This is a genomic window from Arthrobacter rhizosphaerae (genome assembly GCF_023062595.1).
In the GTDB taxonomy this organism is placed as follows: domain Bacteria; phylum Actinomycetota; class Actinomycetes; order Actinomycetales; family Micrococcaceae; genus Arthrobacter; species Arthrobacter rhizosphaerae.
This window is the reverse complement of the sequence record NZ_JALLAN010000011.1, coordinates 148,465-174,201: the sequence shown is the minus strand read 5'-3', so window position 1 is coordinate 174,201 and position 25,737 is coordinate 148,465. Positions and strand designations below refer to the sequence as shown.

Annotated in this window: 25 protein-coding genes, 1 tRNA gene and 1 other RNA gene; 14 read left to right on the top strand and 13 right to left on the bottom strand. The window is 62.0% G+C overall.

Features of this window, described 5'->3' with window-relative positions; genetic code table 11:
• The first annotated feature begins 366 nt into the window (after positions 1–366).
• The 6 genes from MU551_RS15790 (at position 367) to MU551_RS15765 (ending at position 3,640) form a co-directional block, all read left to right on the top strand.
• Entirely contained in the window at positions 367–921 is a 555-nt protein-coding gene (locus MU551_RS15790) for an RNA polymerase sigma factor (protein ID WP_247046186.1), read from the top strand.
• Positions 918–1,685 carry a hypothetical protein gene (locus MU551_RS15785; RefSeq protein WP_247046184.1) on the top strand — a complete coding sequence of 256 codons (768 nt, stop codon included), beginning with the start codon at positions 918–920 and terminating at the stop codon, positions 1,683–1,685. The genes MU551_RS15790 and MU551_RS15785 overlap by 4 nt, the downstream gene beginning before the upstream one ends.
• An 84-nt stretch (positions 1,686–1,769) precedes the next feature.
• Complete coding sequence (locus MU551_RS15780) at positions 1,770–2,219, top strand: CoA-binding protein (RefSeq protein WP_247046183.1); 450 nt, start codon at positions 1,770–1,772, stop codon at positions 2,217–2,219.
• A 16-nt stretch (positions 2,220–2,235) separates the two neighbouring features.
• A complete protein-coding gene (locus MU551_RS15775) occupies positions 2,236–2,643 on the top strand; it encodes an MmcQ/YjbR family DNA-binding protein (protein ID WP_247046182.1) in 408 nt (135 codons plus the stop codon).
• A gap of 39 nt (positions 2,644–2,682) precedes the next feature.
• The gene (locus tag MU551_RS15770) at positions 2,683–3,309 is read left to right on the top strand and encodes a tetratricopeptide repeat protein (protein WP_247046181.1); all 627 of its coding nucleotides are present in this window, start codon (positions 2,683–2,685) and stop codon (positions 3,307–3,309) included.
• A gap of 37 nt (positions 3,310–3,346) precedes the next feature.
• Complete coding sequence (locus MU551_RS15765; protein ID WP_247046180.1) at positions 3,347–3,640, top strand: DUF503 domain-containing protein; 294 nt, start codon at positions 3,347–3,349, stop codon at positions 3,638–3,640.
• A 213-nt stretch (positions 3,641–3,853) separates the two neighbouring features.
• Here the strand turns inward: MU551_RS15765 and purL are convergent, their stop codons facing one another.
• From purL to purS, 3 genes are read right to left on the bottom strand one after another with little or no spacing between them, the layout of a single operon-like run.
• A complete protein-coding gene (gene purL / locus MU551_RS15760; protein ID WP_247046179.1) occupies positions 3,854–6,172 on the bottom strand; it encodes a phosphoribosylformylglycinamidine synthase subunit PurL in 2,319 nt (772 codons plus the stop codon).
• Positions 6,169–6,957, bottom strand: coding sequence for a phosphoribosylformylglycinamidine synthase subunit PurQ (purQ, locus tag MU551_RS15755; protein ID WP_247046178.1), 789 nt, complete (start codon positions 6,955–6,957; stop codon positions 6,169–6,171). Before purQ ends, purL begins: the two co-directional genes overlap by 4 nt.
• Position 6,958: 1 nt before the next feature.
• Entirely contained in the window at positions 6,959–7,210 is a 252-nt protein-coding gene (gene purS / locus MU551_RS15750; protein ID WP_247046177.1) for a phosphoribosylformylglycinamidine synthase subunit PurS, read from the bottom strand.
• A 320-nt stretch (positions 7,211–7,530) separates the two neighbouring features.
• Here purS and MU551_RS15745 point away from each other — a divergent pair, with 320 nt between their 5' ends.
• Together MU551_RS15745 and MU551_RS15740 are read left to right on the top strand one after the other, a co-directional pair.
• Positions 7,531–7,716 carry a hypothetical protein gene (locus MU551_RS15745; protein WP_247046175.1) on the top strand — a complete coding sequence of 62 codons (186 nt, stop codon included), beginning with the start codon at positions 7,531–7,533 and terminating at the stop codon, positions 7,714–7,716.
• A gap of 513 nt (positions 7,717–8,229) precedes the next feature.
• On the top strand, positions 8,230–11,337 hold the full coding sequence (locus MU551_RS15740; RefSeq protein WP_281507236.1) for a S8 family serine peptidase: 3,108 nt from the start codon (positions 8,230–8,232) through the stop codon (positions 11,335–11,337).
• Between the two features lie 115 nt (positions 11,338–11,452).
• Here the strand turns inward: MU551_RS15740 and MU551_RS15735 are convergent, their stop codons facing one another.
• The 4 genes from MU551_RS15735 to MU551_RS15720 form a co-directional block, all read right to left on the bottom strand.
• Entirely contained in the window at positions 11,453–11,824 is a 372-nt protein-coding gene (locus tag MU551_RS15735; protein ID WP_247046172.1) for a serine protease inhibitor, read from the bottom strand.
• Positions 11,808–12,806 (bottom strand): 3-methyladenine DNA glycosylase, encoded by a 999-nt coding sequence (locus tag MU551_RS15730; protein ID WP_372489873.1) that lies wholly within the window; start codon positions 12,804–12,806, stop codon positions 11,808–11,810. Before MU551_RS15730 ends, MU551_RS15735 begins: the two co-directional genes overlap by 17 nt.
• Before the next feature lie 4 nt (positions 12,807–12,810).
• On the bottom strand, positions 12,811–13,392 hold the full coding sequence (locus MU551_RS15725) for an SSI family serine proteinase inhibitor (protein ID WP_247046171.1): 582 nt from the start codon (positions 13,390–13,392) through the stop codon (positions 12,811–12,813).
• A gap of 68 nt (positions 13,393–13,460) precedes the next feature.
• Positions 13,461–13,925 carry a MarR family winged helix-turn-helix transcriptional regulator gene (locus MU551_RS15720; protein ID WP_247046207.1) on the bottom strand — a complete coding sequence of 155 codons (465 nt, stop codon included), beginning with the start codon at positions 13,923–13,925 and terminating at the stop codon, positions 13,461–13,463.
• A gap of 192 nt (positions 13,926–14,117) precedes the next feature.
• On the opposite strand from MU551_RS15720, the gene MU551_RS15715 reads away from it, so the two are divergent.
• Together MU551_RS15715 and MU551_RS15710 are read left to right on the top strand one after the other, a co-directional pair.
• Positions 14,118–14,345, top strand: coding sequence for a hypothetical protein (locus MU551_RS15715; RefSeq protein WP_247046170.1), 228 nt, complete (start codon positions 14,118–14,120; stop codon positions 14,343–14,345).
• Positions 14,346–14,476: 131 nt separating this feature from the next.
• Positions 14,477–14,680, top strand: coding sequence for a hypothetical protein (locus MU551_RS15710; protein ID WP_247046169.1), 204 nt, complete (start codon positions 14,477–14,479; stop codon positions 14,678–14,680).
• A 102-nt stretch (positions 14,681–14,782) separates the two neighbouring features.
• On the opposite strand, the gene MU551_RS15705 is transcribed toward MU551_RS15710, so the two are convergent.
• Positions 14,783–16,141: an aspartate kinase gene (locus tag MU551_RS15705; protein WP_247046168.1), complete on the bottom strand. Its 1,359-nt coding sequence runs from the start codon at positions 16,139–16,141 to the stop codon at positions 14,783–14,785.
• A gap of 191 nt (positions 16,142–16,332) precedes the next feature.
• Here MU551_RS15705 and MU551_RS15700 point away from each other — a divergent pair, with 191 nt between their 5' ends.
• The 3 genes from MU551_RS15700 (at position 16,333) to MU551_RS15690 (ending at position 19,706) form a co-directional block, all read left to right on the top strand.
• Positions 16,333–17,400, top strand: coding sequence for an ABC transporter ATP-binding protein (locus MU551_RS15700; protein WP_308198315.1), 1,068 nt, complete (start codon positions 16,333–16,335; stop codon positions 17,398–17,400).
• Entirely contained in the window at positions 17,397–18,539 is a 1,143-nt protein-coding gene (locus MU551_RS15695) for an ABC transporter permease (RefSeq protein WP_247046167.1), read from the top strand. Before MU551_RS15700 ends, MU551_RS15695 begins: the two co-directional genes overlap by 4 nt.
• Positions 18,540–18,605: 66 nt before the next feature.
• Positions 18,606–19,706, top strand: a complete 1,101-nt coding sequence (locus tag MU551_RS15690) for a hypothetical protein (RefSeq protein WP_247046166.1) — start codon at positions 18,606–18,608, stop codon at positions 19,704–19,706.
• 95 nt (positions 19,707–19,801) lie between these two features.
• On the opposite strand, the gene recR is transcribed toward MU551_RS15690, so the two are convergent.
• From recR to MU551_RS15670, 4 genes are all read right to left on the bottom strand, one after another.
• The gene (recR, locus tag MU551_RS15685; protein ID WP_247046165.1) at positions 19,802–20,401 is read right to left on the bottom strand and encodes a recombination mediator RecR; all 600 of its coding nucleotides are present in this window, start codon (positions 20,399–20,401) and stop codon (positions 19,802–19,804) included.
• A gap of 121 nt (positions 20,402–20,522) precedes the next feature.
• A complete protein-coding gene (locus MU551_RS15680; RefSeq protein WP_247046164.1) occupies positions 20,523–23,645 on the bottom strand; it encodes a DNA polymerase III subunit gamma and tau in 3,123 nt (1,040 codons plus the stop codon).
• Positions 23,644–23,740, bottom strand: an RNA gene (ffs, locus tag MU551_RS15675) — signal recognition particle sRNA small type. Before ffs ends, MU551_RS15680 begins: the two co-directional genes overlap by 2 nt.
• Before the next feature lie 109 nt (positions 23,741–23,849).
• On the bottom strand, positions 23,850–24,176 hold the full coding sequence (locus tag MU551_RS15670; protein ID WP_247046163.1) for a YqfO family protein: 327 nt from the start codon (positions 24,174–24,176) through the stop codon (positions 23,850–23,852).
• 356 nt (positions 24,177–24,532) lie between these two features.
• On the opposite strand from MU551_RS15670, the gene MU551_RS15665 reads away from it, so the two are divergent.
• Positions 24,533–24,617 (top strand) — tRNA-Ser (locus MU551_RS15665).
• Positions 24,618–24,716: 99 nt separating this feature from the next.
• Here the strand turns inward: MU551_RS15665 and MU551_RS15660 are convergent.
• Positions 24,717–25,628 (bottom strand): oxygenase MpaB family protein, encoded by a 912-nt coding sequence (locus MU551_RS15660; RefSeq protein WP_247046162.1) that lies wholly within the window; start codon positions 25,626–25,628, stop codon positions 24,717–24,719.
• Positions 25,629–25,737: the final 109 nt, after the last annotated feature.

Below are 25,737 nucleotides of genomic sequence, written 5' to 3'. Positions count from 1 at the left end.
GCCGGCGGGTCACCTGAACAGGTGGCCCGCCGGCGTCGTAATCAGGGCCCTTAAAAAGTCTCAAAAGTTTTTTTGATTTCGCGTAACCTTCGCTGGCCCCGTGACGATTACCACTATGAAACGCCGGATTGGAATTTGTCCCCCATCATGTTCGAACCGGCGCTTTAACCACCAAGAGGTGCCGGGCTGGAATTTGTCCCCCATCATGTTCCAGCCCGGCCCTTTTGTAAACGCTTGTTAGCGGTAACCGTTTTCACAAGATGGTGGTTACCCAAAGTAAAGTTAGTACCCAGGAATTCGTCGCAGATGGCCCGCCATACCCCTACAATGATGTAGCCATCCTCCCCGGAACGAAAGCCCAGGTCTGTGACTGACGCGCTGACTGACGAATCGTTAAGCGCCCTTCGGGGACGTGACCTAGAGCTTTTCAATGCTGTCTATCGCAGTTACGCCTCACAAGTCCTTGGATACCTAACAGCCCGCGGCGTAGAGGATCCAGAGGCCACAATGCAGGATGTTTTCGTGGCCGTTCTCCCGCGGCTTGATTCCATCAGTGGAGGGGTGGGCGGATTGCGGACCTTTGTATTCTCCGTCGCCCACGCCCGCATGGTTGATGACCACCGGCGCCAGAGCCGGACTCCGCTAAGGCAGAGTTTTGAACCGGAATTGGATCCCAGGGAGTCAGGATCCGCGGAGAGCGACGCGCTGTCGAGGGTGTCACCGGGTGAGGTCCTGCAGTTGCTGAACGTGCTGGGCGAAGACCAGAAGGAAGTCCTGACGCTGCGTATCATTGCCGATCTCACGGTGGATCAGGTGGCAAAAATCATGGGGAAGAGCGCAGGAGCGGTGAAGCAACTCCAGAGACGTGCATTGGACCAACTCCGTGAGCATTCAGCTGTGAAGGAGTATGTGGCGCAATGACGAACCCGGAAAAAGTGCCCCACTCAATGGTGGACGAGCTCCTGCTCGACGCCGGACATGCCGATGCGCCCGAACTCAGGGCCTCTCTCCTTGGTCTCCGTTCCCTGGCTGACTTGCCGCTGCCTGCACCCAGCGCCGAACTCGCAGTCCTGTTGGCTGGCAGTGTTGACGAATTGGCACTTAAACGGCCCCTGCGCAAGCATCGTCCCACCGTGGTTTCCGTGGCAGTCATCGCCGGCATGGGATTGGGCGTCAGCGGGGTTGCGGCCACCAGCCCAAATCCCGGCATCCGTCAGGGCCTTGTATCAGTCCAGAACCTGGACGGCGGTTGGGCCCCGCACCGGGCAGCTCCCCTTGGCAGCACCGCCGTGCCACTCTCGGCGGCCCCTGCACGCCCTGATCAGTCGCTCCAAGGTCAATCCTCCACGGAGTCGGGCAGCGGAGCACATGCCGCCGAAGCGGCTGCTGATGCTCCCTCCGCTAGCGCCAAAGGCGCAGCGGGTTCAGCGGCCGTCAAGGATCCACCGCGCTCCGGCCGTCACGCGGCTTCGGTCAGTCCTGAGGAAAAGGGGCAAGGCTGGGGGTCCATCGCTGCGTTGCCAGGTGCCGCAGGGCAGGGCCTGGATCAGATTGCGAAGAAAGCGACTGCATCGGCACCCGGCCAACTCCCCAGTGGCCGCCATTTCTCGCAAACACTTCAAACCCAGTCCATCGCGTCGGCCGCCGATTCCCTTTGTACTTGGCTCAAGAAACACCGCCGCTAACTGCGTCGGACTCACGGCGTGCAGTGCTCCGGATGCGGAGCGGCGGGCCGGGTAGCCCCGGGCTGCACGCGTAGGCTGGGGACCATGGCGCACGTTAATGATCCGGATGTAGTCGAACGCCTCATGCTCACCCCCGGGCGATGGGCCATCGTTGGCCTCACCTCCAATGAGTGGCGGGCGGCCTACGACACATCCCTGTTCATAAGGGACCGCATGGGCATGGAAATCATCCCCATCAACCTTCCGGCGGACACCGTCCACGGCGAGGTCGGTTACTCGCGCCTCGGCGACATCCCGCCGGAAATGCTGCCCGTCGACGTCGTGGATTGTTTTGTAAATTCCCAGCGGGTGGGGAATGTGGTGGATCAGGCCATTTCCATAGGCGCAAAGGCCGTGTGGCTGCAGTTGGGGGTCATTGACGAGGCCGCTGCGGAACGGGCCAAAGCTGCCGGACTGGACGTGGTGATGAACCTCTGCCCGGCTCAGGAATCCTGGCGCCTAAAGGTATCTCCTGTACCCGGCGCAGCTGACTGACAGTAGGCTCGGGCTCATGGACGTGACTGCACTTCGGGAGATATGCCTGAGTTTTCCCGGAGCTTTTGAGGACTTTCCCTTCGGCCCGGAATTCTCGGTCTTCAAAGTCCGGGCGGCAATCTCAGGCGGAGCCAGCCAGCATGCAAAAATGTTCGCGTTGTCCTCGATGGACCCGGAGAACTTGTCCGTTAGCCTCAAATGCGACCCAGTCCTGGCCGAACAGTTGAGGACAGCGCATCCCGAGATTACGGGTGCGTGGCACATGAATAAGACTCACTGGAACGGCGTCCGTTTGGACGGTTCCCTGCCGGATGACATGATCCGGGACATGGTGGAGGATTCCTACGATCTGGTGGTGGCATCGCTGAGCCGTAAGCAGCAAGAGCAGCTGGGCTGGGCGCGCCTTGCCAATTCACCCGAATAATCACAACGTTTAATGCCGAGAGCGGATCAGGAGCAGTGAATGCTGGAGCAGAAAAACCTTGACCACCTGTGGAACTTTGATGACCCTGCCGCCTCTGAGGCGCATTTCCGCGCGGCAATCACAGAGGACAAGTACGACGACGACGAACGCGCCGAACTTGCCACGCAGTTGGGGCGCGCCATTGGTCTTCAAGGCCGCTTCGAGGAAGCGGATGCCCTGCTGGACACCATCGACGGCGACGAACCAACGGTTGCTGTCCGGGTCCTCCTTGAGCGCGGCCGCCTCTTGAATTCCGGCGGCCATGAAGCGATGGCCGTGCCTTTGTTCGAACAGGCTGCTGAACTCGCTGATCATCTGGGTGAGGACTTCCTCGCCGTCGACGCCCTCCACATGCTGGCCATAGCAGACTCGGCGCATGCTGAGGCCTGGACGAGGAGTGCCCTGGAGTACGCGTCAACAGTCCACGACGAGAGGACCAAACGCTGGATGGTTGAGCTGCACAGCAATCTCGGGTGGATTCTTCACCGTGCCGGACGTTCTGCTGAGGCGATGGTGGAGTTCCAGCTCGCCGAGCAATGGGCCGAGCGGGTGGGGACGCCACGGCAGCAGCAGGAGGCACGTGAGGCCATCGGGGAATGCGAACAGACACTGACGGCAGCGAAATAGGGAGCGGCGCCCTGTGTCCTGCTGGTCATAATGGAGCATGTGGATCGGCTGGATTGAATTCGACCTCCTTCTTGGCGACGTTCATAGCCTGAAGGAAAAACGTTCGGTGGTGCGCCCGTTGATCGCCGAGGTGAAACGCAGGTTCGACGTCTCCGTGGCCGAGGCAGGCTTCCAAGACCAATATCGCAGGACCGCCATCGGTGCTGGGCTGGTAGCGGCCGACCGCATGCACATCGTAGAGGTGCTCGACGCCGTCGAACGCTTTGTGGCAGCGCGCCCGGAAGTGGAGCTGCTCAGCGCACGCCGACGCGAGCTGAACAGCGAGGATTGACCCTCCCCATCGATTGCACCGCGTCCCACCCCACCGCCGATGAGGCCAAGCCTGCTGAGGCGAAGGTCCTTGCGGCTGTGATCAGGGCGGGCTGGAGACGTGGCCCCTGATTAAGAAGCGATTGCTCCGTATCTGCCCTTCTGAGTGTTCAAAAGGGCAGTTACGGAGCAATCGATTGAGCCTGGGCCCACGCCGCCAGGGCGGCCGTGGGGATCAGTCGAAGTACTTCGGCAGGGTGGCCTCGTGGGCTTCGCGGAGCGAGTCAAGCGGCAAAGGCTCGACGCCGTTGATCTCCAGTTGGCCACTGGCAGCGTCTACCACGCCGATCCGGAGGTGCTCGAAGTTGCGGGCGGTGCACATGTCCTTGAAGCGGATCTCCTCTGAGCGGGGCACGGCCACAACGGCACGGCCCTGGGACTCGGAGAACAGCGCCGTGAAGAGGTCAACGCCATCACGGTCCAGGACATCCTGCAAGGCGATCCGTGCGCCCACGCCGTAGCGCAGCGAGGATTCCACGAGGGCAGCCGCGAGGCCACCTTCGGAGAGGTCGTGTGCGGAGTCGATCATGCCGTCACGGGAGGCGTTGATCAGGATTTCGCCCAGAGCGCGTTCTGCGGCGAGGTCCACCTTTGGCGGCAGGCCGCCGAGGTGTCCACGCATGTTCGACCATTCCGAGCCGTCCAGTTCTGCTGCAGTGGTGCCCAGCAGATAAATGGCTTGGCCATCCTCGCGCCAACCCGACGGCGTGCGGCGGGCGACGTCGTCGAGCTTTCCCAGAACGGCCACCACAGGGGAGGGGTGAATCGGGGTGCTGCCCGTCTGGTTGTACAGGGATACGTTGCCGCCCGTGACCGGGATGCCCAGCACCATGCAGGCGTCGGACAGACCGCGGATGGCTTCAGCCAATTGCCACATGACATCGGGATCCTCGGGAGAGCCGAAGTTCAGGCAGTCGCTGACGGCCATGGGGACGGCGCCGGCGGTGGCCACGTTGCGGTATGCCTCGGCCAGCGCGAGCTGCGCGCCGTGGTACGGGTCGAGGTAGGTGTAGCGGCCGTTGGCGTCGGTGGCCAGGGCAACCCCCAAACCGGTTTCCTCGTCCACACGGACCACACCGGCATCGTCCGGCATGGCCATGGCCGTGTTGCCGCCAACGTAGCGGTCGTACTGGTTGGTGATCCAGGACTTGTCGCACATGTTCGGCGAGGAGATGAGCTCGGTGACAGCTGCAGCCAGTTCAGCGGGGGCGGACGGGCGGGCCGCATCCTGAACTGAACCCGTGAATGAGTCGGCCTGAACGGCGTCCTGCCATTCCGGGCGGGCAAATGGACGATCGTAGACCGGGCCGTCGTGGGCCACGGTGCGCGGGTCCACATCAACAATGACCTCACCTTCCCAGGTGATGATCAGGCGGCCGGTATCGGTCACCTCACCCAGCCAGGAGTACTCAACGGCCCACTTGTCCATGACTGCCTCAAAAGCAGCAATGTTTTCAGGCGTGACAACGGCCATCATGCGTTCCTGCGACTCGGACATCAGGATTTCGCCTGGGGTCAGAGTGGGGTCGCGCAGGAGGACGGAGGTCAGCTCAACTTCCATGCCGCCGTCGCCGTTGGAGGCGAGTTCGGACGTGGCACAGGAAATACCTGCGGCACCCAGGTCCTGGATGCCCTCCACCAGTGAACCCTTGAACAGTTCCAGGCAGCACTCGATCAGGACCTTCTCGGCGAACGGGTCGCCCACCTGCACCGCGGGGCGCTTGGACGGCTTGGTGTCATCGAAGGACTCAGAGGCCAGCACCGATGCGCCGCCGATTCCGTCGCCGCCGGTGCGGGCACCGAACAGCACCACCTTGTTGCCCTTACCGGAGGCGTTGGCCAGGCGGATGTCCTCGTGGCGCATGACGCCGACGGCCAGCGCGTTGACCAGCGGGTTGCCCTGGTAAACGGAGTCGAAGACCATCTCGCCGCCGATGTTGGGCAGGCCCAGGGAGTTACCGTAGCCGCCAATGCCTGCCACGGCCCCGTGCATAACGCGTGCTGTGTCCGGATGGTCAATGGCGCCAAACCGCAGCGGGTCCATCACGGCAACGGGGCGGGCGCCCATGGAGATGATGTCGCGGACAATGCCGCCAATGCCGGTTGCGGCACCCTGGTAGGGCTCCACGAACGACGGCGAATTGTGGGACTCGATCTTGAACGTCACGGCCCAGCCGTCGCCAAGATTGGTGACACCGGCGTTTTCGCCGATACCCACAAGCATGTCTTTCTTCATCTCGTCGGTCACCTTTTCGCCAAACTGGCGCAGGTGGTTCTTGGACGACTTATAGGAGCAGTGTTCGCTCCACATCACGGAGTACATGGCGAGCTCGGCGCCTGTGGGACGGCGGCCGAGCACCTTCACGACCTCGTCGAACTCATTCTGCTTCAGGCCCAGTTCGGCCCAGGGGAGTTCCGTGTCCGGAGTCTTGGCTGCGTTCTCGACGGTGTCGATGTTGAACTTTTTGCTGACGGTTTCAGCTGAGGTGCTCACTTGGCGTCTCCCACGATCTTGTTAAGGACGGAGGTGAAGAACCCGAGACCGTCGGTGTCAGTGCCGCCGATGCCATCGAGGGACTCCGGTCCGTAGCCCACCTCCACTGCGTGCTCCGGGTGCGGCATAAGGCCCACCACGTTGCCGGCAGCGTTGGAGATGCCTGCGATGTCACGCCGTGAGCCGTTCGGGTTGAAGCCGACGTAGCGGAAGACCACACGTCCTTCAGCCTCAAGGGCGTCGAGCGTCTTTTCGTCCGCGATGTACTGGCCGTCCTGGTTCTTCAGCGGCACAGTGATTTCCTGGCCTGCTGCGTAGTCGCTGGTCCAGTGCGTGTTGTTGTTCTCGACGCGCAACACCTGGTCGCGGCACATGAACTTCAGGTGGTCGTTCTTGATCATCGACCCGGGCAGGAGGTGCGATTCGGTGAGGATCTGGAAGCCATTGCAGATGCCGAGGACCGGGAGCCTCGCGTCAGAGTTCGCAGCATCAATGATCCTGGACATCAGTGGAGCGAAGCGGGCGATCGCACCGGCCCGAAGATAGTCACCGTAGGAAAATCCACCGGGAATGACGACGGCGTCGACGTCGCCGAGGCTGGTGTCAGCGTGCCAGAGCGCCACGGGTGTGGCGCCCGCGAGACGGACGGCGCGTGCGGCGTCGCGGTCGTCAAGGGTGCCGGGGAAGGTAATCACGCCGATCTTGGCGCCGGCGAGCCTGCTGGCATCAGGAGAGCCGGCGGACGGAGCCGCGGCTGCTTCGCCGATCAGGGGAAGTTCAGTCATCTCAGGCCTCGACGACCTCGACGTTGACGACGTCCTCGATCACCGGGTTGGACAGAAGCGTCTCGGCAGCTTCACGGGCCTGTGCGAGGACGGCATCCGTCACCTCACCGTCCACGGTCAGTTCAAAGCGCTTGCCCTGGCGGACAGAGCTGAAGCTGGTGAAACCCAGCCGGGGGAGTGCACCCACAATTGCCTTCCCCTGCGGGTCCAGAATCTCGGGTTTGGGCATGACGTCAACAACGATCCGGGGCATCCGGTAACTCCTGTGCGTGAGCATTGGGTAAGGGCGCAGCGGAGGGGTGCCGTCTCACGCCGTTCCGCTGTTGCCTGACTGGACAGACTGCCTGACTGGACAGACCAAAAAAGCGTGAAAAGGGCGCTCCGCGAGCTTGCTAGCCCAGTCTACCGGGCATAGAGGCTCGTGCCGTATTCGGGCGGTTGAGTGTGAACAGGCCAGAACGTGTCCGTGGGCGGATAGCGGGGTGATCACGGAACTGCTCACGGGCTCCAAGCCTTAAACGTGAGCCGCCGGCGGCTCTGGCCTTGCCCCTGGCCGGTCACTAGGATTGCGCCATGGTTGATAGGCCGAAATCCCTGTTATTGCCCATCATGGCTGCCGCAGTTTTCGCGGGACTTGGACGCATGGTTTTTCAGAAACTGAAGGCTGACCGCGCTGCCCGGCAAACGAATGTCGCCGGTGACATGGACGAGAAAACGCGGGCATGGATCAGTGATGTAGTGAGGACACCGCGGGAATAGTTTCCTGAAAAATGGTCTCCAAAACTTTTAAATGTTCTATTCCGCGGGTAAATTCCCTGCGTCAATGGTATTTTTCTTCGTATCGGCACGTGGCCCGGCAAGCGTTGATGTTGCAGCGTGAATGCGCGGGCCTAAAAAGCCGGTTGTCTGATTTATAGCGTGCTGTTTCTCCCTCCATTCATGGCGACGCTGCCAAAGGGCACGAACCAGCGATGCAGGCAACCAACAGGCGCGGGTGGTTCTCACTGGGGGGAGCCACCCGCTTGTTATTCCCCGGTCCACTTTTTCATCCTTTCGTGGCGCCCTATTGCAGATGACAAAACGGCTACGAAATCCGTGTGCGCTATGTCATATTCAGCTATCAGTCTGTACTGTTTGACAGGGCTGGTCTCACTCTGATTACAGGAACTGTCATCGAGTTGCTGGTCCCAGCCCTGTTGAGACCGGCGACGCCGGACCATTCCTCATGAAAGGTCTCACCCACCCGTGAAATCACCACGACACAGCACCCCGATGGGTAACAGGGGTAGAGGAATTCGGAAGGCAACGGCGTTAGCCCTTGGCCTTCCGCTGCTCCTTGGAACCGTCGCTGTCAGCCCCGCTACAGCGGTGCCAGCAGCTCCCGGCGCAGCCACCCAGAACGACGCCCCTACCGTTTACCAGGATGGCCGGTACATTGTGGTGCTTGCCGAAAAGGCAGCGGCCGCCTATGAAGGCGGAACAGCGGGCTTGCCCGCCACAAAACCACAGCAGGGCCGCAAACTCGATGCGGAGGGCCAGAATTACAAGGCCTACGACGCCCACCTGCGGAAGTCACAGCGGGAGGTCGCGGCGCAGGAGGGAGTTACGCCTCAGAAACAGTTCACGGCCGCCCTGAACGCCTTTGTTGCCGAGCTCACCGCCGAGCAGGCTGCCGACCTGGCAAAAGACAGCAAAGTGCTTAAGGTTGCCCCCGATATTCAGAACGCTCCGGATTACACCACCACCGATTTCCTGAAGCTCACCGGACCTGATGGTGTGTGGGCCAAGCAGTTTGGCGGCGAAGCCAACGCCGGTAAGGGCGTCGTGGTGGGTGTTATCGATTCGGGTTATGCCCCTGACAACCCGTTCCTTGCCGGCGAAGCAGTGCAGCCCCTTAAGGGGAAGGCAGAAGTAGGTGTTCCCTACCGGACTGCGGATGGCCGGATCGCCATGCTGAAGTCCGACGGCACCACGTTCCAGGGCGAATGCCAGAGGGGCATCGAATCCGGAGCTGCCTTTGACGGCAGCCTCTGCAATTCCAAAGTCGTCGGTGCCCGCTACTTCGCGGATGCGTTCCTGGAAGGCGTGGAGCCGGAGCACCGCGCCCCCGAGGAACTGATTTCACCGGTCGACGTCGGCAGCCACGGCACGCACACTGCCACCACTGCCGCCGGTAACGCCAATGTCGAACAAACGATCGACGGCAAGAGCTTCGGAAAGAGTTCCGGCGTTGCTCCTGCTGCCAAGGTTTCTGTCTACAAGATCTGCTGGGAAGACGATGATCCTGACACCGGCGGTTGCTACTCCTCCGCCTCCATTGACGCCATCGACGCCGCCATCAAGGACGGCGTTGACGTGCTGAACTACTCTATTTCAGGAAACACCAACAGCACCACTGACCCGGTTTCCCTCGCATTCCTGAACGCTGCAGCGGCCGGAGTCTTCGTCTCAGCCTCGGCAGGGAACTCGGGCCCCACGGCCTCGACGGTCAACCATGCAGCCCCTTGGCTCACAACTGTTGCAGCCTCCACCTTCCCGAGCGAACTGCTGGGAACGGTCAAGGTTTCCGACGGCTCGCTGTACCGCGGTGCCTCCATCATGAAGACCGAGGTCAAGGATGCTCCCGTAGTTGTGGCGGCCGACGCTGCGGCTGCCGGAGCCACTACGGCCAACCTTTGCGGTCCGGACACACTGGATGCAGCGAAGGTGACGGGGAAGGTTGTGGTTTGTGACCGTGGCGTCATCGACCGCACATTCAAGAGCCTGGAAGTTCAAAGGGCAGGCGGTGTGGGCATGATCCTGGTCAACCTGACCGCCAGTTCTGAGGACGCTGACAACCATGTGTTGCCCACCGTCCACGTGAACGCACCCAAGAGCCTTGAGCTCAAGTCCAAGCTGGCCGCCAACCCGGCACTGACCGTCAGCCTCGTCCAGGGTGACCTCACCGGTGAGCCGCTGCCGGCCGTTCCCCAGATTGCCGGGTTCTCCTCCCGCGGGCCAAGCCTGGCCTCCGGTGGAGACCTGCTTAAGCCGGATGTCTCGGCTCCCGGAGTCAACGTCCTGGCCGGCGTATCCACGATCGGCAATGCAGGAGCCCAGTTCGGCTTTATGTCCGGTACGTCCATGGCTGCCCCCCACATCGCTGGCTTCGGTGCTTTGGTGCTCAGCAAGCAGCCGAAGTGGACCCCGTCGATGGTCAAGTCAGCAATGATGACAACGGCTTACCCGCTGGTGAATGCTGATGGCTCACCGAATAAGGATCCGTTTGCAGGCGGTGCCGGTCACATTGACTCAACCCGGGTCCTCGATCCAGGGTTGGTTTACAACTCGGGCGTCAAGGATTGGCTCGCGTTCCTCAACGGCCAAGGGATGGAGACTGGATCGCCTGAAGCCGGCAGTATTGGAGCACGCGACCTGAACCTGCCGTCCATCGCCTTGGGCAGCCTGGTCGGAGAAGTTACCGTCAAGCGCCAGCTGACTGCTTTGGTCCCGGGCCAGTACACCCCTGAAGTGAACATGCCTGGATTCGATGTTCACGTTGAGCCGCAGGTCCTGAACTTCGCCAAGGCCGGCAAAACCCGCGAAGTCACCATCACCATCCGGAACATCAGTGCTCCCATGGGTAAGTTCAGCACTGGCACGCTCACCTGGAAGGGACCGAGGACCGTCAGCTCGCCCATCGCGATCCGTCCGGTAGACGCTCAGATCGCGCCGTCGTTCTCCTTCAGCTCCAGCACAGGAGAAGGGAGCGGAACTCTTGACCTGGTTTCCGGTTCGGACTCGCCCATTGCCGTAGGCGTGGAAGGACTGGCACCCTTGGCGGAAACCATTATCACCAAGACACCCGGCGCTTTCGCCCCCAGGAATGACGAGCACAACGCGGTGATTGCGGTGACTGTTCCGGAAGGCACGGAATTCACCCGATTGGGTATCCAGGCCGAGAGCGAGGACGTCGACTGGGACATGGTGGTCTACGCGCCCGACGGCAATGGAGGTCTCGAGCCCACACAGGTGGCGACGGCGTCCGCCAGCGAGTTCCTGGACCTGGACGCCCCCCGCGCTGGCACCTACTACATCGTCGCCAACCTATACTCCACTCCGGAGAACGGTGCTGCGACGGCCACTGTTCAGGCTGTCTCCCTTGCCGGTGACGCGGGGAACTTGACGGTAAGCCCGAACCCGATCGTCGCACCCAACGGCACCCCGACCACCGCCACGGTGAACTGGTCCGGCTTGGCCGAAGGTTCGTACCTGGCCCGCCTGAACCTGGGCCCCAACGGCATCACAACGTGGGTCAGCGTCAAGGTCGGTGCTGCCTCCGCGGCAGCTCCGGCCGGTGGCCTGACGACGTCGTCCGTTGATGCGGTGCCGGGCGTCTAGAAGGTAACTCGAACAGGTTAGAGCAAGGGAACGTCCCGGGCAGCGCATGCTGCCCGGGACGTTCTGTTTGGTGAGCTATTTCTAAGCGGTTTCTTGTAGGGGTACATGGAAGGAGCTAGACGAGGCCGCGACGGGAGGCCGCTCCGCCCAGCAGCGGCTCCATGGCACGCCAGCGGGCGATTTCACAGCCGTCAGTGAGGCTGAACCTGCTGTGGACCTGCCGTCCATGGAGGACGCCGGTCACCAGCGCAACCTGGGGACCGCCGTATTGCTGCGTGCAGATCATGTCTGTCCGGCGCACGGCGAAGAAGATCTTCTCACCGAACCGTTCGACGGCGGTCAGCGCGGCGCCGGGGTCCGGCACCGTGGACTCGGAAGAAATGGATCCATTGCGGACGAGAAGCCGGAAGGTGTTCTCCCCGCCGTCTGGCAGACGGCTCACCTTTGCCGTCAGATCCACTTCGGTTGCTTCAGGCAGAGCGGTCACGTTTTGTCCCGGATGGCTGAGCTGCGGGCGGGGACATCTCACCGGCAGCTTCAAGCAACGGTTTCAGTGCCTCCGCGAGCCGTCCGCGCAACGCTTGGGCTTCAGCCGAAAAAGCCCTTTGGTGCTCGACGTATTGGGCTTTGCCCTCGGCGGTTTCGATCCGGATTGCAGGGTAGCCCCACTGCTCGAGATCGTAGGGCGAGGCCTGCATATCCATGGCCCGGACGCGCCAGGACAGTTCGAAACAGTCCATCACCAGTTCGCTGGGCAGCGCAGGGGAGAGTTTATATGCCCATTTATAGAGATCCATGTTGGCGTGCAGGCAACCTGGCTGCTCCATGGACCGCTGGTTTTCCCGGCTTGGAGCAAGCTCGTTCAGTGGAACGGCGTCGGGAGTGTAGAAGCGGAAGGCGTCAAAGTGCGAGCAGCGGATCCGGTTTTCCTCCACCACACGGTCAGTTCCTGCACTTCCGAGCCGCAGTTGGAGGTATTCGTGGCGGAGCTGGAACTTGTCCTGCCGGTACACCATGGCCCATTCATGGAGTCCGAAACAGCCGAACTGACCCGGCCGGAGCGCAGTCCCCTGGAGGATAATGCCGGCAAACTGCACCGCCTCGAACCTGTCCTGCAGGAATGACTCCCGGTCGAAAGCCAGAGCGACACTCCCTGCCGGCAGCCCTGCTGCGGCGAGTTCGCCGTCGTCGAGCTGCCGGTAGTATTTCCAGCCGCCGCGCGCCTGCGCCTCCGGCCCGGAAAGTACGACGGCGTCCCCCGGGTGCCAGCGCATCAGCTGGCCCGGTTTTTGGGTGTAGTAAGTGAAAAGGAAGTCCTCCACCGGGTGCTTTCGCCCGGCGGAACGGCGGGAAAGGTACGGCTCGGAGTACTGACGAACCCGCAACTGATGGGCTGCCTCGCGGGCCATCCAGTTGCCGGGCGACAGCACATGCTCCTGCTGCGGCCAGTTGGCCTGAGGGAATTGCATGGCGCTAGAGGGCTCCGCCGGTGGGGCCCAAAACATCCCCGGCAGCGTTCCAGGCCGCAATTTCGCACCCGTCCGTGCGGGCGAAGTTTGCTTCTACGGGGGTTCCGTCGACGATCCCGGTGACCATGGCGCGCTGCGGGCCGCCGTATTGCTGGGTGCATGCACGATCGGTACTGCGGCCCGGCGGATTCAGAATCGAAGGTTGATTCTTGAGCGCTGTGCAGGCGGCCTCGGCAGTGGGATGTTTACTTTCCGAGGCAGGCACTCCGTCCTGGCACACCAGCGTGTAATTGATGGCCGATTCAGTATCCGAAGGGGTCACCACGATGGCAAGTTCCGCATTGCCTTGCCCGGGCACGGTACCTAACGGGGATTCCAAGGGTGGAGACGGTGCCGGTTGGGTAGTTTCAACGTCGGGTGGGACTGTGGGCGTGGCGGGAGTCGAAGGCGGAGCCGAAGCAGAAGGAGTGCCACTCGAGGCCGTCCCCGTCGGCGTGGGACCTGCCGTTCCCCCGCCTGGGGAACAGGCTGCCAGAGCGCCGGCAGCCAACACCGCGAGTACCCCGTGGATCAGCCCCTTGCGCATTACCCGTTCTCCTCTGTTTTCCTTATTCTATCGCTGCGTATCTCGGCAGACGCGGTTGACGCGACAGCTCAGTCCGCTACTGCATCTGCCGCTGGCTCCTCTGATGCTTTGATCAGGTCCATCATTGACCCGTGGAGCTGAGCAACCTCCTGCTTGGTCAGGCCGAGCCGGGCCATCATGGCGCCGGGCACGGCCGTCGCCTCTTGGCGCAGCGCGGCTCCCTTGGCTGTCAGTTGGACTGCAAGGGCACGCTCGTTTCCGACGGCCCGGCCACGCGTGATCAGGCCGCCGGCTTCCAGGCGTTTCAGCAATGGGGAGATGGTGGCCGGTTCCTGGCTCAGGGCGTCGCTGATGCCCCGAACAGTCCGCGGGCTGGATTCCCAAAGGCACAACATCACCAGATACTGCGGATGGGTCAACCCCAGCTTCTCGAGCACCGGCTTGTACGCGGCCACCACATTGCGTGCTGCCACAGTGAGCGCGAAGCACAACTGATGCTCCAAAAGGAGGAGGTCGTCATCGACGGCCTGCATCCCGGCTGCCGGCACGTCGGCTGCGGGCCCATCGCTGGCCCGCGTATCGCTGATCTGGCCATGGGTCACCTGGCCAGGGCCGGCTGCAAGCTCCTGCTTCATGATCCTCCTAATAGTTAGGGTGCTAATGATTAGTGTACACTTATGGTAAGCACTGCATGCGGCACGAAGACAAAACCTGGAGGATTTCAGATGGCGGCAAAAGAAAACCCGGCACAGAGGTTTATGCGTGCCACCGGAAAGCTGCGGGCGATTTTCGGCCCCGCCAATCGCAGTTCCCTTTCCCATGAAATGACCGAAGAGAACAAGAAACTGCTGGCCAGCCGCGAAGCCGAGAGCCAACAGTGGGAAACGGTAAAGCGCCCGGACGGAAGCACCTACGTCGTCCCCAAAAACCCCGGCGACAAATCCCTCCGGTAGCCCTCCGCCCGGCCGGCAAGATCGTGACTCCGGGGGCTTTTTAGGTTCTCCGGGCGTAAAATTGGCTCACTGGAACCGCCAGACAGCAGGAGTACTGCCGGACCGGGAATGCGGGGAAGGGGGTGGTAATTGTGGCTCGCGTAATGAACGGCTTTATCAACGTGACGGAGAGGCTTAGGTTCTTCTTCGGCCCTGCCACTCGCGGAGATTTTGATTCGCCCGTTGTTCACAAGCATGACGAATTCGAGAGGGCTTCGGAGGAGGAATTGGCCCACTTTGAGGTCGAAACAGATTCCCATGGCCATCACTACGCCGTTCGCAAAGACGGTACGTGAAACCTGAAAAAGAAGCACCGGCTGCCAGGCAGCCGGTGCTTTCTCTTGTGATTCTTGAGCTCGATATACAGAGGGTGAAGCTGGACGGGAGGCGAATCCGGGTTAGCGCCCGGTGCCGCCGTACACGGTTGCCACGTCTTCGCTGTCCAGATCAAACGCCTTGTGGATTGCGCGCACCGCGTCATCCAGAAGGTCAGCGTGGGTCACCACCGAGATGCGGATCTCTGAAGTGGAAATCATGTTGATGTTGATGCCGGCGTCGGATAGCGCCTTGAAGAAGGTGGCCGAGACACCGGGGTGTGAGCGCATGCCCGCCCCGATCAGCGACAGTTTGCCGACGTTCTCGTTGTATTCGATGCTCTCGAACCCGATCTCGGCCTGGGCGGCATGCAGTGCCTTCAGAGCATCCGCGCCTTCAACAATGGGAAGTGTGAAGGAGATGTCGGTGCGGCCGGTGCCGTGCGTGGAGACGTTCTGCACGATCATGTCGATGTTGGAGTGCGCGTCTGCGATGACCTGGAAGATCGCCGCGGCCTTGCCGGGAATGTCCGGAACACCGACCACAGTGACTTTTGCTTCTGAACGGTCGTGTGCAACGCCGGAGATGATTGGCTGCTCCAAGGCAACTCCCTCTTGAGTCGTGATCTTGTCATCAGCACCGGGCATGACCCAGGTGCCTTCGTTTTGGCTGAAAGATGAACGGACATGCAGCGGAACGCCGAAGCGTCGGGCATACTCCACGCAACGCAGGTGAAGGATCTTTGCGCCCGAGGCTGCCAGCTCCAGCATCTCCTCACTGGAGATACGGTCAATCTTTTGGGCGGCGGGGACTACCCGCGGATCCGCTGTGTAGATGCCGTCGACGTCGGTGTAGATCTCACAGACGTCTGCGTCCAGCGCTGCGGCCAGGGCAACAGCGGTGGTGTCGGAACCGCCGCGGCCAAGGGTGGTGATTTCGTTCGTGCTGCGGCTCATGCCCTGGAAACCTGCCACGATGGCAATGTGTTCCTTGTCGAGGGCGGTCCGGATCCGGTGGGGATCGACGTCGATAATGCGGGCTTTACCGTGAATACCGTCGGTGATCATGCCGGCCTGTGAGCCGGTGAATGACTGCGCGGAGGCTCCGAGTTTGTTGATCGCCATTGCCAGCAGAGCCATGGAAATCCGCTCGCCGGCCGAGAGGAGCATGTCCATTTCACGGGCGGGCGCCGAATCGGTCACCTGGGAAGCAAGGTCCAGCAATTCGTCGGTTGTGTCGCCCATCGCGGAGACCACAACCACCACCTCGTTGCCTGCCTCCTGCGCATCCACCACACGCTTGGCCACCCGCTTGATGCCGTCCGCATCGGAAACCGAGGAGCCGCCGAACTTTTGCACGATCAACTGCTTGGTGACGGCAGTGTTGTGGGGCAGTCCTTGTGACTGTGACTCGGTATTCACTTCGGTAGTGGGCATACTCATGCGCGCACCCTCACTGGATTAATCGGGTTTCTGAAGGCCAGACGGCCATAGTGGCACGACGGCGTACCTTATTGGGTCAGTTTATCGCCGGGGGAGGTCCGGCGCTGAATTGTGACCGAATGGTGGCCGCGGCGGACGAGATCACGGGTGACTTCCCGCGTAGCATCGAATGACCATGGATCACCTGTGTCTTGGAAGCACTGCAGCTTTCAGACAGTCCAGGGGTCACAAAAATTGTTGGGGGACAAGTGCAGCAGGGCAGGGATAACGACGGCAGTCAGGCAGCAGCTGGCCGCATCAGAGAGGTCCCATCCATCGATGGGCCACTCGATGCGGATCCAGTAAGCGGAATTATCGCCGAAGGGGTGAGTCGGAGCTTCGGCTCAGTTCACGCCGTCGAGCATATGGATTTTCACGCGCCAGCGGGCAAAGTGACAGCCTTGATCGGGCCCAATGGTGCAGGCAAGACCACCCTGTTGCTGATGCTGGCCTCGCTGCTGGCCCCGGATTCCGGAACCATTACGGTGGACGGACTGAACCCGGCTACCCAGCGTGCTGAGGTCAGGCGAAGAGTGGGCTGGATGCCGGACACCCTAGGGGTGTGGGAGTCACTGACGGCCCGTGAAATCCTGACCCAGATGGGCCGTTTCTACCGCCTGCCCAAGCACGGGATACCCGACCGGGTGGCTGACTTGCTTGGCCTCGTTCGGTTGGTTGACCTCGCTGACCAGCCCGCACGGGTTCTGTCGCGCGGACAACAACAACGGTTGAGCCTGGCCCGGGCTCTGATCCATGACCCTTCAGTGCTTCTGCTGGACGAACCCGCGTCAGGCCTTGATCCTGGTTCAAGGGTGGAACTGCGCATCATGCTGCGGGAGCTCGCCGAAGCAGGCAAAGCGATTGTTGTCTCTTCGCATGTCCTCAGCGAGCTGGATGAAATCGCTGACGGGGCAGTTTTCGTCAACCAGGGCCGCACGGTCAACAAGCAAACTGTGGAGGAAGCCACGGCACGCGGACGGCGCTACGCGATTTCCGCCGTCGACACCGAATCACTTTCCGGGAAGCTCACCGAGCTTGGACTTGCCTTCCGCATTGAAAACGGCCGGAGGCCGGCGGTCAGCCTCATGTTGATGAACGACGGCGACGCCGCGCGGCTCCTGAGGGAAGTCGTCCTGGCCGAAGTCCCCGTCCTTTCGTTCGCACCGGCGTCCGGAGCACTCGAAGAAACCTACATGACCCTTGAGGTGGAACAGCGATGAGCCAGACAATAAGCGGATCGCAGAACACATCAACGGGCATGAATGCCGCGGCGTATGCCGCCGGTATCCGTGACGTCATAGTCCTCGAACTCAAACAGCGGCTGAGGTCCCGCGGCTGGTACATCATGCTGGGAATCTGGTTCCTGCTGACAGCCCTGGTGACGTGGCTGACGTGGGCAAGCTGGAACGCCAGCCAGGCCTATCGCACCCAGGGCCCCGATTTTGGTTACGTTGCCGGGCCAACAGGCCCGGGTTCCATGATTTTTGAGGTCGTGCTGGCCTTCGTGTTGCTCTTTGCCTTGCTGGTGGCACCTGCCCTCTCGGCGAATGCCATCAACGGGGACCGCAGCGGCGGAACCCTCGCCATCCTTCAGGTCACCCTCCTCACACCCGGGCAGATCCTCTGGGGAAAGTTCTTCGCCGCCTGGCTGGCTGCCCTTGCCTTCCTCGTCACCAGCACCCCGTTCCTGATTTTCGGCGTTGTGCAGGGTGGTCTGACACCGGGGCATGTGATCGTTTCCCTGCTGATGCTCACCGTCGAAGTGGGCATTGTGTGCGCCGTGGGCGTGGGAATTTCAGCGCTGACAGCACGTCCGCTGTTTTCCATTGTCACTACCTACCTCGCCGTGGCCGCGCTGGTTTTCGGCACCGTCATCTCCTTTGGCCTCGGCACGGGTCTCACGCAGGGAACAGTTATGGCCAACCAGCCGAACTACCCCAACTCCAGCCCGCTCGTCCCCGAAGGCCCCTCCGCCCCTCCGGCCTACACCTGCAGTGGCCCCTTGCAGGAGCAGCGAGTGCCGCGCACGGAGCGTGTGGCCTGGCTGCTCGCCATGAATCCCTATGTAGTGGTGGCGGATGCAATTCCCTATCCAGTCCGCACTGGCGGTGATGTTTTCTCGGGTACGGGCACCCTCGAGGGCATCAGCCAACTTGCACGTCATGCTGTGGCCGGTCCGGAGGGTTCTTACACTTGTGCCAACGGTGAACCGCAGGACCCTTACCTTAGCCAGACGACACCGATGTGGCCCCTTGGGCTGGGGCTCCAGCTGATAGTTGCCGGGCTGCTCATTTGGCTGGGTTGGCGTTCTCTCCTTACCCCGGCCCGGAAGCTGGCTCGGGGAACCCGCATCGCCTGAGCCTTCTTGCCCAGCTGGTGGGTTCGATTGCTGGACAGTCCGCGGCGACAGGCCCACGATTGGAACGTGACCCAGGACAAGGAGAAGGACGAACCCGAGCCGGTCTATGAACTGATCGGGGAGGAAGCCCAGGGTTCCCAATGGGGCCAGGGACTCGGCCCGGGGGATGGCCGGAATGTTGCGGCCGGTGCTCCAGGCGCAGCTGCTGTTGCTTTACGCCAGGCGCTCGTTGACTGCTGGGCGTCAGTTCGAAGTCTCAGATTCTGGTTGCAGGTGCTCGCTGTCTTCCTGCTCTCGTGGGCCAGTGCCGTCCTCCTGGTCATTGGGCTTGTGACCGGCGGGACTTACACCGCTGACGCCCACTTCTGGGCGTATATCCTCACTGCCGCGCTGCTGGTGCTGGGAGCCTCGTTGCTTGCCTTCCTCTGGGGCTTATCTGGCCCTGGAACGGCAGATGGGGGTGGTACTAGTGGCTTCCTCTACGCATGGTTTTTCGCTGCGGCACGGGGCCTGGTCTTCACCATTGTCAGTACAGCGGGACTGCTCATTCTCGCCACGGCCTCGAACGCACCTGCCGGGCTTGCAGGAGTCTCGGCGGTGGTAATGGTGTTTGAGTCTTTCGTGTTCGGCGGCATAGCTGCCGGTGCAGCATGGTGGCTGCCAGGGAGGGGAGGACAGGTGCTTGCCTGGTCGGTGACGGGCTTTCTCCTGCTCGGGAACGTCGCCGCCGTGATCGCTTTACTTCCGGCTGTGCGGCAGTACGAACCAGTCCGGGTTGTTATCAATGTCCATCGCGACGATCTTGGCAGGGTCGCCTCTTTCGAGTGCTCACCGGAGTTCTCAGGCATCGTTGAGGTCTTCCACACGGAACGCATCATCTGGTTGGGGGTTTCGCACCCCCTGCTCATTTTCGCCCTGTTTGCCGGGGAGACATCCCCTGACACCGCTTCGCTGGGCTGGCTGCCAGCTGAGCTTGAGGCTGCAGCGGCGGGGACACAGATTCCATGCGTGGGGTCTGCAACTGCCGGGGCGAATGAGCACGGGGAAACTGGAGCTCAGGTTCCTCTCGCCCTCACTGGGCTCGGCACTCAAATAGCTATGGCAAGCACTCTGCTGCTTGCCGGCCAAGCGGCTTCACGGCGCCGGGAATGGCTCTTATCTTCCTGACCAGTGACAACGGGTCATCTGCAGGCCGGGCACCCCAGCCAGCTGAAGGCGTCCCCGAAATCGGAGAGCCGGCCCGTTAGCTGAGGGCCGGCCCGTTAGCTGAGGGCGTTTCGGCGCCCCTCGAAGGCACGGCCCAGCGTGACCTCGTCGGCGTACTCGAGGTCGCCACCCACCGGGAGTCCCGATGCCAGCCTGGTGACAGTGATGCCGATGGTCTTGAGCATGCGCGCCAGATACGTGGCCGTCGCTTCACCTTCAAGATTGGGATCAGTGGCGATGATGATTTCCTGGATGGCACCGTCGTTAAGCCGGGTGAGCAGTTCGCGGATCCGCAGCTGCTCGGGGCCGATCCCGGCAATGGGATTGATGGCTCCTCCGAGCACGTGATACCGGCCGCGGAAGGACCGCGTTCGTTCGACGGCGAGTACATCCTTTGATTCTTCGACGACGCAGATCACCGAGGGGTCCCGTCGAGGATCGCGGCAGATGTTGCAAAGCTCCTGCTCGGTGACGTTTCCGCACACCGTGCAGAACTTCACGCGTTCCTTGACCGTGGTGATCGCCTCCACCAGTCGCTTCATATCCTGGGGATCCGCCTCGAGGATGTGGAATGCCAGCCGCTGGGCAGACTTCGGACCGACGCCAGGCAGCCGCCCCAGCTCATCGATGAGCTCTTGAACTGCACCCTCGTACACTAAGTCCTCGTTTGTTCGGATCGGTTTCGCTTGGATGGATTTCGTTCGGATGGATAATGCTGGTGATGCGTCACCCGGCGCTTATCAGGTACTGGCTCTTGGAAACGCGGAGATCCGGGAACTAGAAGCGCGGCGGGAGGGGACTGCCATCCAGGGAGCGCTCTTCCACGAGCTTTCCGCCCAGAATACGCTCGACGGCGGCCCGGCCAAAGACTCCGGATTCTTCGATGGTTTCATCGTCAGCGCTGGGGACGTCCTGGACGAAGGCCGCGCCGGTGTCAGCCGTGCGTGCAGGAGCTTTCGCCCGGCCGGCCTCGGCCTCCGGGCTGCTGGACAGCCGTTGATACAAGCTTTGCCGGACGGCTGTTTCACCCGGCGACGTTGCTGCCGAGACTGTGTAGGCCGAAGGTGCGCTTTTGGTTCCAGTTTGCGAGCTGGTGGTCATTGCGGGCTTCTTCGCAGGGGCAGGCGAAGTTGCCGTAGCACCTGCCGGTCCAGCCATGGCTCCCACCGGCTGGGGGACCTGCGCGGGCTGGGGGACCTGTGCCGCGGCCGGCTCGTACCGCGGGGTGGCAGCGGCCGGCTTGGCTTCGGTGTTTGCAGCAGTGACGGGTGCTGACAGGGACGCAGCCGCAGACGCTGGTGAATTTGGTGATCCACTCTGGGAACCGGAACCCACATTGGACTCTGCCGCGATGACCCAAACACCCGGAGCCTGCTCGTGTGCATGTGCCCAGGGGTCGCTTGTGGCCGGCCGCGCTGCTTCAGAAGCTGCCTCGCGGCCAGTAGTTGCAGCCTTTGAGGATGCAGGTCGGCCAGGCGCCGGCTTGGTAACAGCGTCAGGGGCCTGCTGCCGGGCAGCTATGTGGTGTCCGGGTTCCGCGGGAGGTTCCCAATCCATTGGGGGCTCATCGTCCAGTGGCGGAGCGTCTTCGTCGAGGGGCGGACCCCAGTCGTCATCAGGATAGGAGTAGGAGCCTGCCGAATCAGGCGCGCTGGTGATCGCGGCACCGTTATTTGCGGCAGCGGGGCCACGTGAACCGCTTGTGGATGAGTACCCCGGCGATGCTGGCGCGTTTGCCTCTGCCGGAGGGATATTTTCAGGAACCGTTCCGGCAACCGTTGGCTTCGTTTCAGGGTTGACTGAACTCTCGCGATCGAACGCTCGTGACGAGGGTTCGTTCTGGAGGGCTGTATTCGCCACGGCAGGAGCGGGCGCCGCAGCGACAGTCGCAGCAGAGGGTACAGGAACGGGCGCCGCAGCCGGAGCTGGGTCCGGAGCAGGATCGAGGCCCCAGTCAGCATCAGTGGACGCTACCGGAAGGTCCCGGTTAGTAGGCGCTTTTGGGTTTGGCTCAGCGCTCGCTGCACTCTTGGTACCGCCAGCGACAGCTTCGATTTGGCAGTCGATGCCGATGGTCTTGTGGATGGCTTGACGCAGGTTGTCGGAGTGGTCAGCCCGGCCAAAGGCGCCCGCCAACCCCGAGGTGGTGAAGGCGATGGTGAGTACCTGGCCATCAAACCGGGCAACCTGGGCGTTGGGTTCAACCAAAGCCCAGGTGCTGCGCTTGATTTTGGTCAGCGTCTGCAGGATCTCCGGCCACGCCCGGCGCAGAACCTCGACGTCCGAAGAATTGCCACCCGGCCGGGTGCCGGCCGCCGCAGACGGGGCCTCTGCACGGGCAGCCGGGCCAGTCGTTCCCCTGGACGGTATAGCCGGAGACGCGGCCCCGGCGTCGGCGGATCCTGCTGACGCCTCAACGGGAGGCACCGCTGGAACCGCAGGCGCTGCCTCAGGCGGGGGGGCTGCGGCAACCTGAGCAGCGGCAGCCTGAGGAGCTGCAACCTGAGCAGCGGCAGAGTGAACTGCCGCTGGCTCGGAAGGGGTTGTTGCCGGGCGTTGCCGGGCGCCAGAGGCCGCAGCGGCATCAACAGCAGGAGGATTGTCAGGAGCTGTGGCTGCGCGTGAAGGGGAAACGGCTGAGGGCGTTGAGGGAATCGCAGCAGGGGCGGAAACGGCAGCGGCTGCGGGATCGTTTCCGGCGAAGCTCAGCCTGCGCTCAACGCGATCTATGCGTGCAGCGATGCCACGTTCGGTCTGTTCGGCACTGGGAAGAAGGATCCGGGCGCAGAGCAGCTCCAGATGCAGGCGCGGCGACGTGGCACCTGTCATTTCGGTGAGTGCCGTGTTCGTTACGTCCGCTGCCCGGGAGAGCTCGGCGGAGCCCAAATTGTGGGCCTGATTCTGGAGGCGGGCGATCTGGTCCGCAGGCATGCCCCTGAGGATGGACTGCGCACTTTCAGGCATGGCCTTCACGATGATGAGGTCGCGGAACCTTTCCAGAAGGTCCTCCACAAACCTGCGGGGATCGTGACCTGTCTGGATGACGCGGTCCACGGCACGGAAGACCGTGGCGGCGTCCGAAGCTGCTATGGCATCGACTACGTCGTCAAGAAGGGATGCGTGCGTGTAACCGAGGAGCGCCACCGCCAGCTCATAGTCCAAACCGTTCGGGCCGGCGCCTGCCATGAGCTGATCCAGGACTGACAGTGAGTCACGTACTGATCCGCCCCCGGCGCGAATGACCAATGAGAGCACCCCGGGAGCTACCGGAACATTCTCCTGCTTGCAAAGCAACTCGAGGTAGGCCATGAGCGGCTCTGGCGGAACCAGCCGGAAGGGGTAGTGGTGCGTGCGGGAGCGGATGGTGCCGATGACCTTATCCGGCTCGGTGGTGGCAAAGATGAACTTGATGTGCTCGGGTGGCTCTTCCACGATTTTGAGCAATGCGTTGAAGCCGGCCGAAGTGACCATGTGGGCCTCATCGATGATGAAGATCTTGTAGCGGTCCCGCACAGGAGCGTAGGTGGCACGTTCGCGGAGATCCCGGGCGTCGTCTACACCACCATGGCTGGCAGCATCGATTTCGATCACATCAAGGGAACCTGCTCCGCCCCGGGCTAGCTCGATGCAGCTGGGGCACTTTCCGCACGGTGTATCGGTGGGGCCTTGGGCGCAGTTAAGGCAGCGGGCGAGAATGCGGGCGGAGGTAGTTTTTCCACAGCCACGCGGACCCGAAAAAAGGTATGCATGATTGACGCGGTTCTTCCGCAAAGCCGTCATCAGCGGCTCGGTGACGTGTTCCTGCCCGATAACGTCCGCGAACGAGTCAGGGCGGTATCTACGGTAGAGGGCAGTAGTAGTAACAGTCACAGAGAAAACCCTACCAATCGGGACAGACATAAAAGACCCCCCATGCACCCGCCAGAGCCCATTTACCCTTGCTACCTTCCGGTCCTGGGGGAGTTCAACAGGATGACGCCACATGAGGGGCCGTCAGCAACTTTACCTGAAGTTTTGACGTCGCCAAATCGAAGGTCCCACCCCGAGGTAGACGAACAGAAGCATGGTGGCGCTCGTAGCAAAGTCCACGGAGCTCACGACGCCTCAGCCGGTGTGGCCGTCCACCGGCCAACTCATCATGGCGGGTTCCTCATAAGGGTGGGCAGCGCGCAGTGCCAGCACAACGCCGTCGAGCTTTTCGCTTTCCACAACGCATTCCACCCGGACTTCTTCAACGTGCTCGGGTTGGCCAACAGCGCCAACGAAAGGCTCAGCGCCGTCGAGGGGAGTGAACCTCCCCATGCCCCGGACGGTGAATGAACAATGGGAATAGTTCCCGATCCTGCCCGCGCCCGCGTCTCCGATTGCGGTCAGAACGGCATCGGCATGGCTCTCCGGTACATAGGTGACCAGGGCGTGTAATCGCGGCATGGACCCATCATCCCAGCGACGATCTTTCCCGTGCCAGCAGACCCGCTCAGAAATGTCTTGCTTATCCTTGGCGGACGGCGCACCATTGCGTATGTAAACCGATTGGGGCAATCTCGAGGTTGTGAGTCACTGGGCCTGGCGTGGGGGTCGGACCCAGTAGCTCAACGGTGATGCCGTGGAGTGGACGCATTGGGGGCGTCCATTTTGACGTTAAAGTCGGTCACGATCCCGAGGCCACCCCTCCAGCCATCCGCAGCTGCAGTCCAAAGAAGGGGCGAAATCCATCCAATTTCGCCAATTGGGTGATGCCGAAAAGTTCAGGTAGTCTAGTATCTGCTTTTGATTCAGAAGCTACTGGAGAATTCGCCTAGCGGCCTATGGCGCACGCCTGGAACGCGTGTTGGGTTAACGCCCTCGGGGGTTCAAATCCCCCATTCTCCGCGTTTTGGCCCCGGTCCCGGACCGGGGCCTTTTGCGTTCCCGTGCGTTTCGCTCCCTGCTTCCTGTATCAAGCGCCAGAGCCGGGAAACCTCAGCCGCTTCATCCTTCATATCCCAATCTCCGAAGCCGCCGCCGGGCTGCCTGCTCGCTGGGCGCCTGACGTCCCAGTGCGAGATGCACGACGCCGAGAGTTACATGCGTCGCCAGCTGCACCGGCAGAGGGAGGGGACCCAGACGTGCGGGCTGCAGCCTTAAGAGCTCCCGGTACTTTGGTTCAAGGCTGGAAACGGCAGCGGCGAAGAGCACACGGTATCCGGGTTTGAGCATCGGATGAAGCGGCGGATTCCGGATAAAGTCAACAGTCTCCTTGACTGCGTCATCAAAACGTAAGTCCCCGGCGTCGAACCAGCTGTCCAACTGCTTTTTCATCTCGGCTTCACTGACCGGAGGCGCCTCCGCTCCCATCAGTCGACCAGCCTGGGCCCACTCGCGGACATAAGCGTCCGGGCCTCCCGGGATGGGACCGCCCCAGATTTTGTGGGTTTCCAGGAAGGCATCAGTGAAGGCGATATGAACCCAGCGGAGGAGTTCAGGATCATTCGCGTAGTAGGTGCGGACTTGGCCGTGTCCGTCAACATATTCGCCGCGAACCTGCTCATGCAGTCTGAGTACCCAATCTGACGCTTCCCTGGCTGCTGCGGTTGAACCGTAGGTGACAGTCATGATCCATCGGATGGTGTGGGCAAGCCTCCCCAGCGGGTCCTCCCGGTAGTGGGAGTGTTCGCGGACGCCGGCTAACACGCCGGGATGGAGCGTTTGCATCAGCAGCGCGCGGATGCCGGCGACGATAGTGCTCATGGATCCGTGCACGGTCCAGACAGCGGAGTCCGGAGTGAAGTAGCCGGGGTCATTTCCCTCCGCCAGCCGCGGCACCCACTCGGGAAGTGATACCGGATTGCCGTTCAGAGTGCGTCTGATTTCAGCCTGCCACTCCTTGAGGATGTTACGCATGCTCTATTCTCACTCAATCAATTATTCTCAGTAGGATTCGCAAGATAACCTCAGGAGTTCCGCAAAGTTCTCTAAGCTTGAGCGGATTTTGGCCCGTCAGGGTTCACAG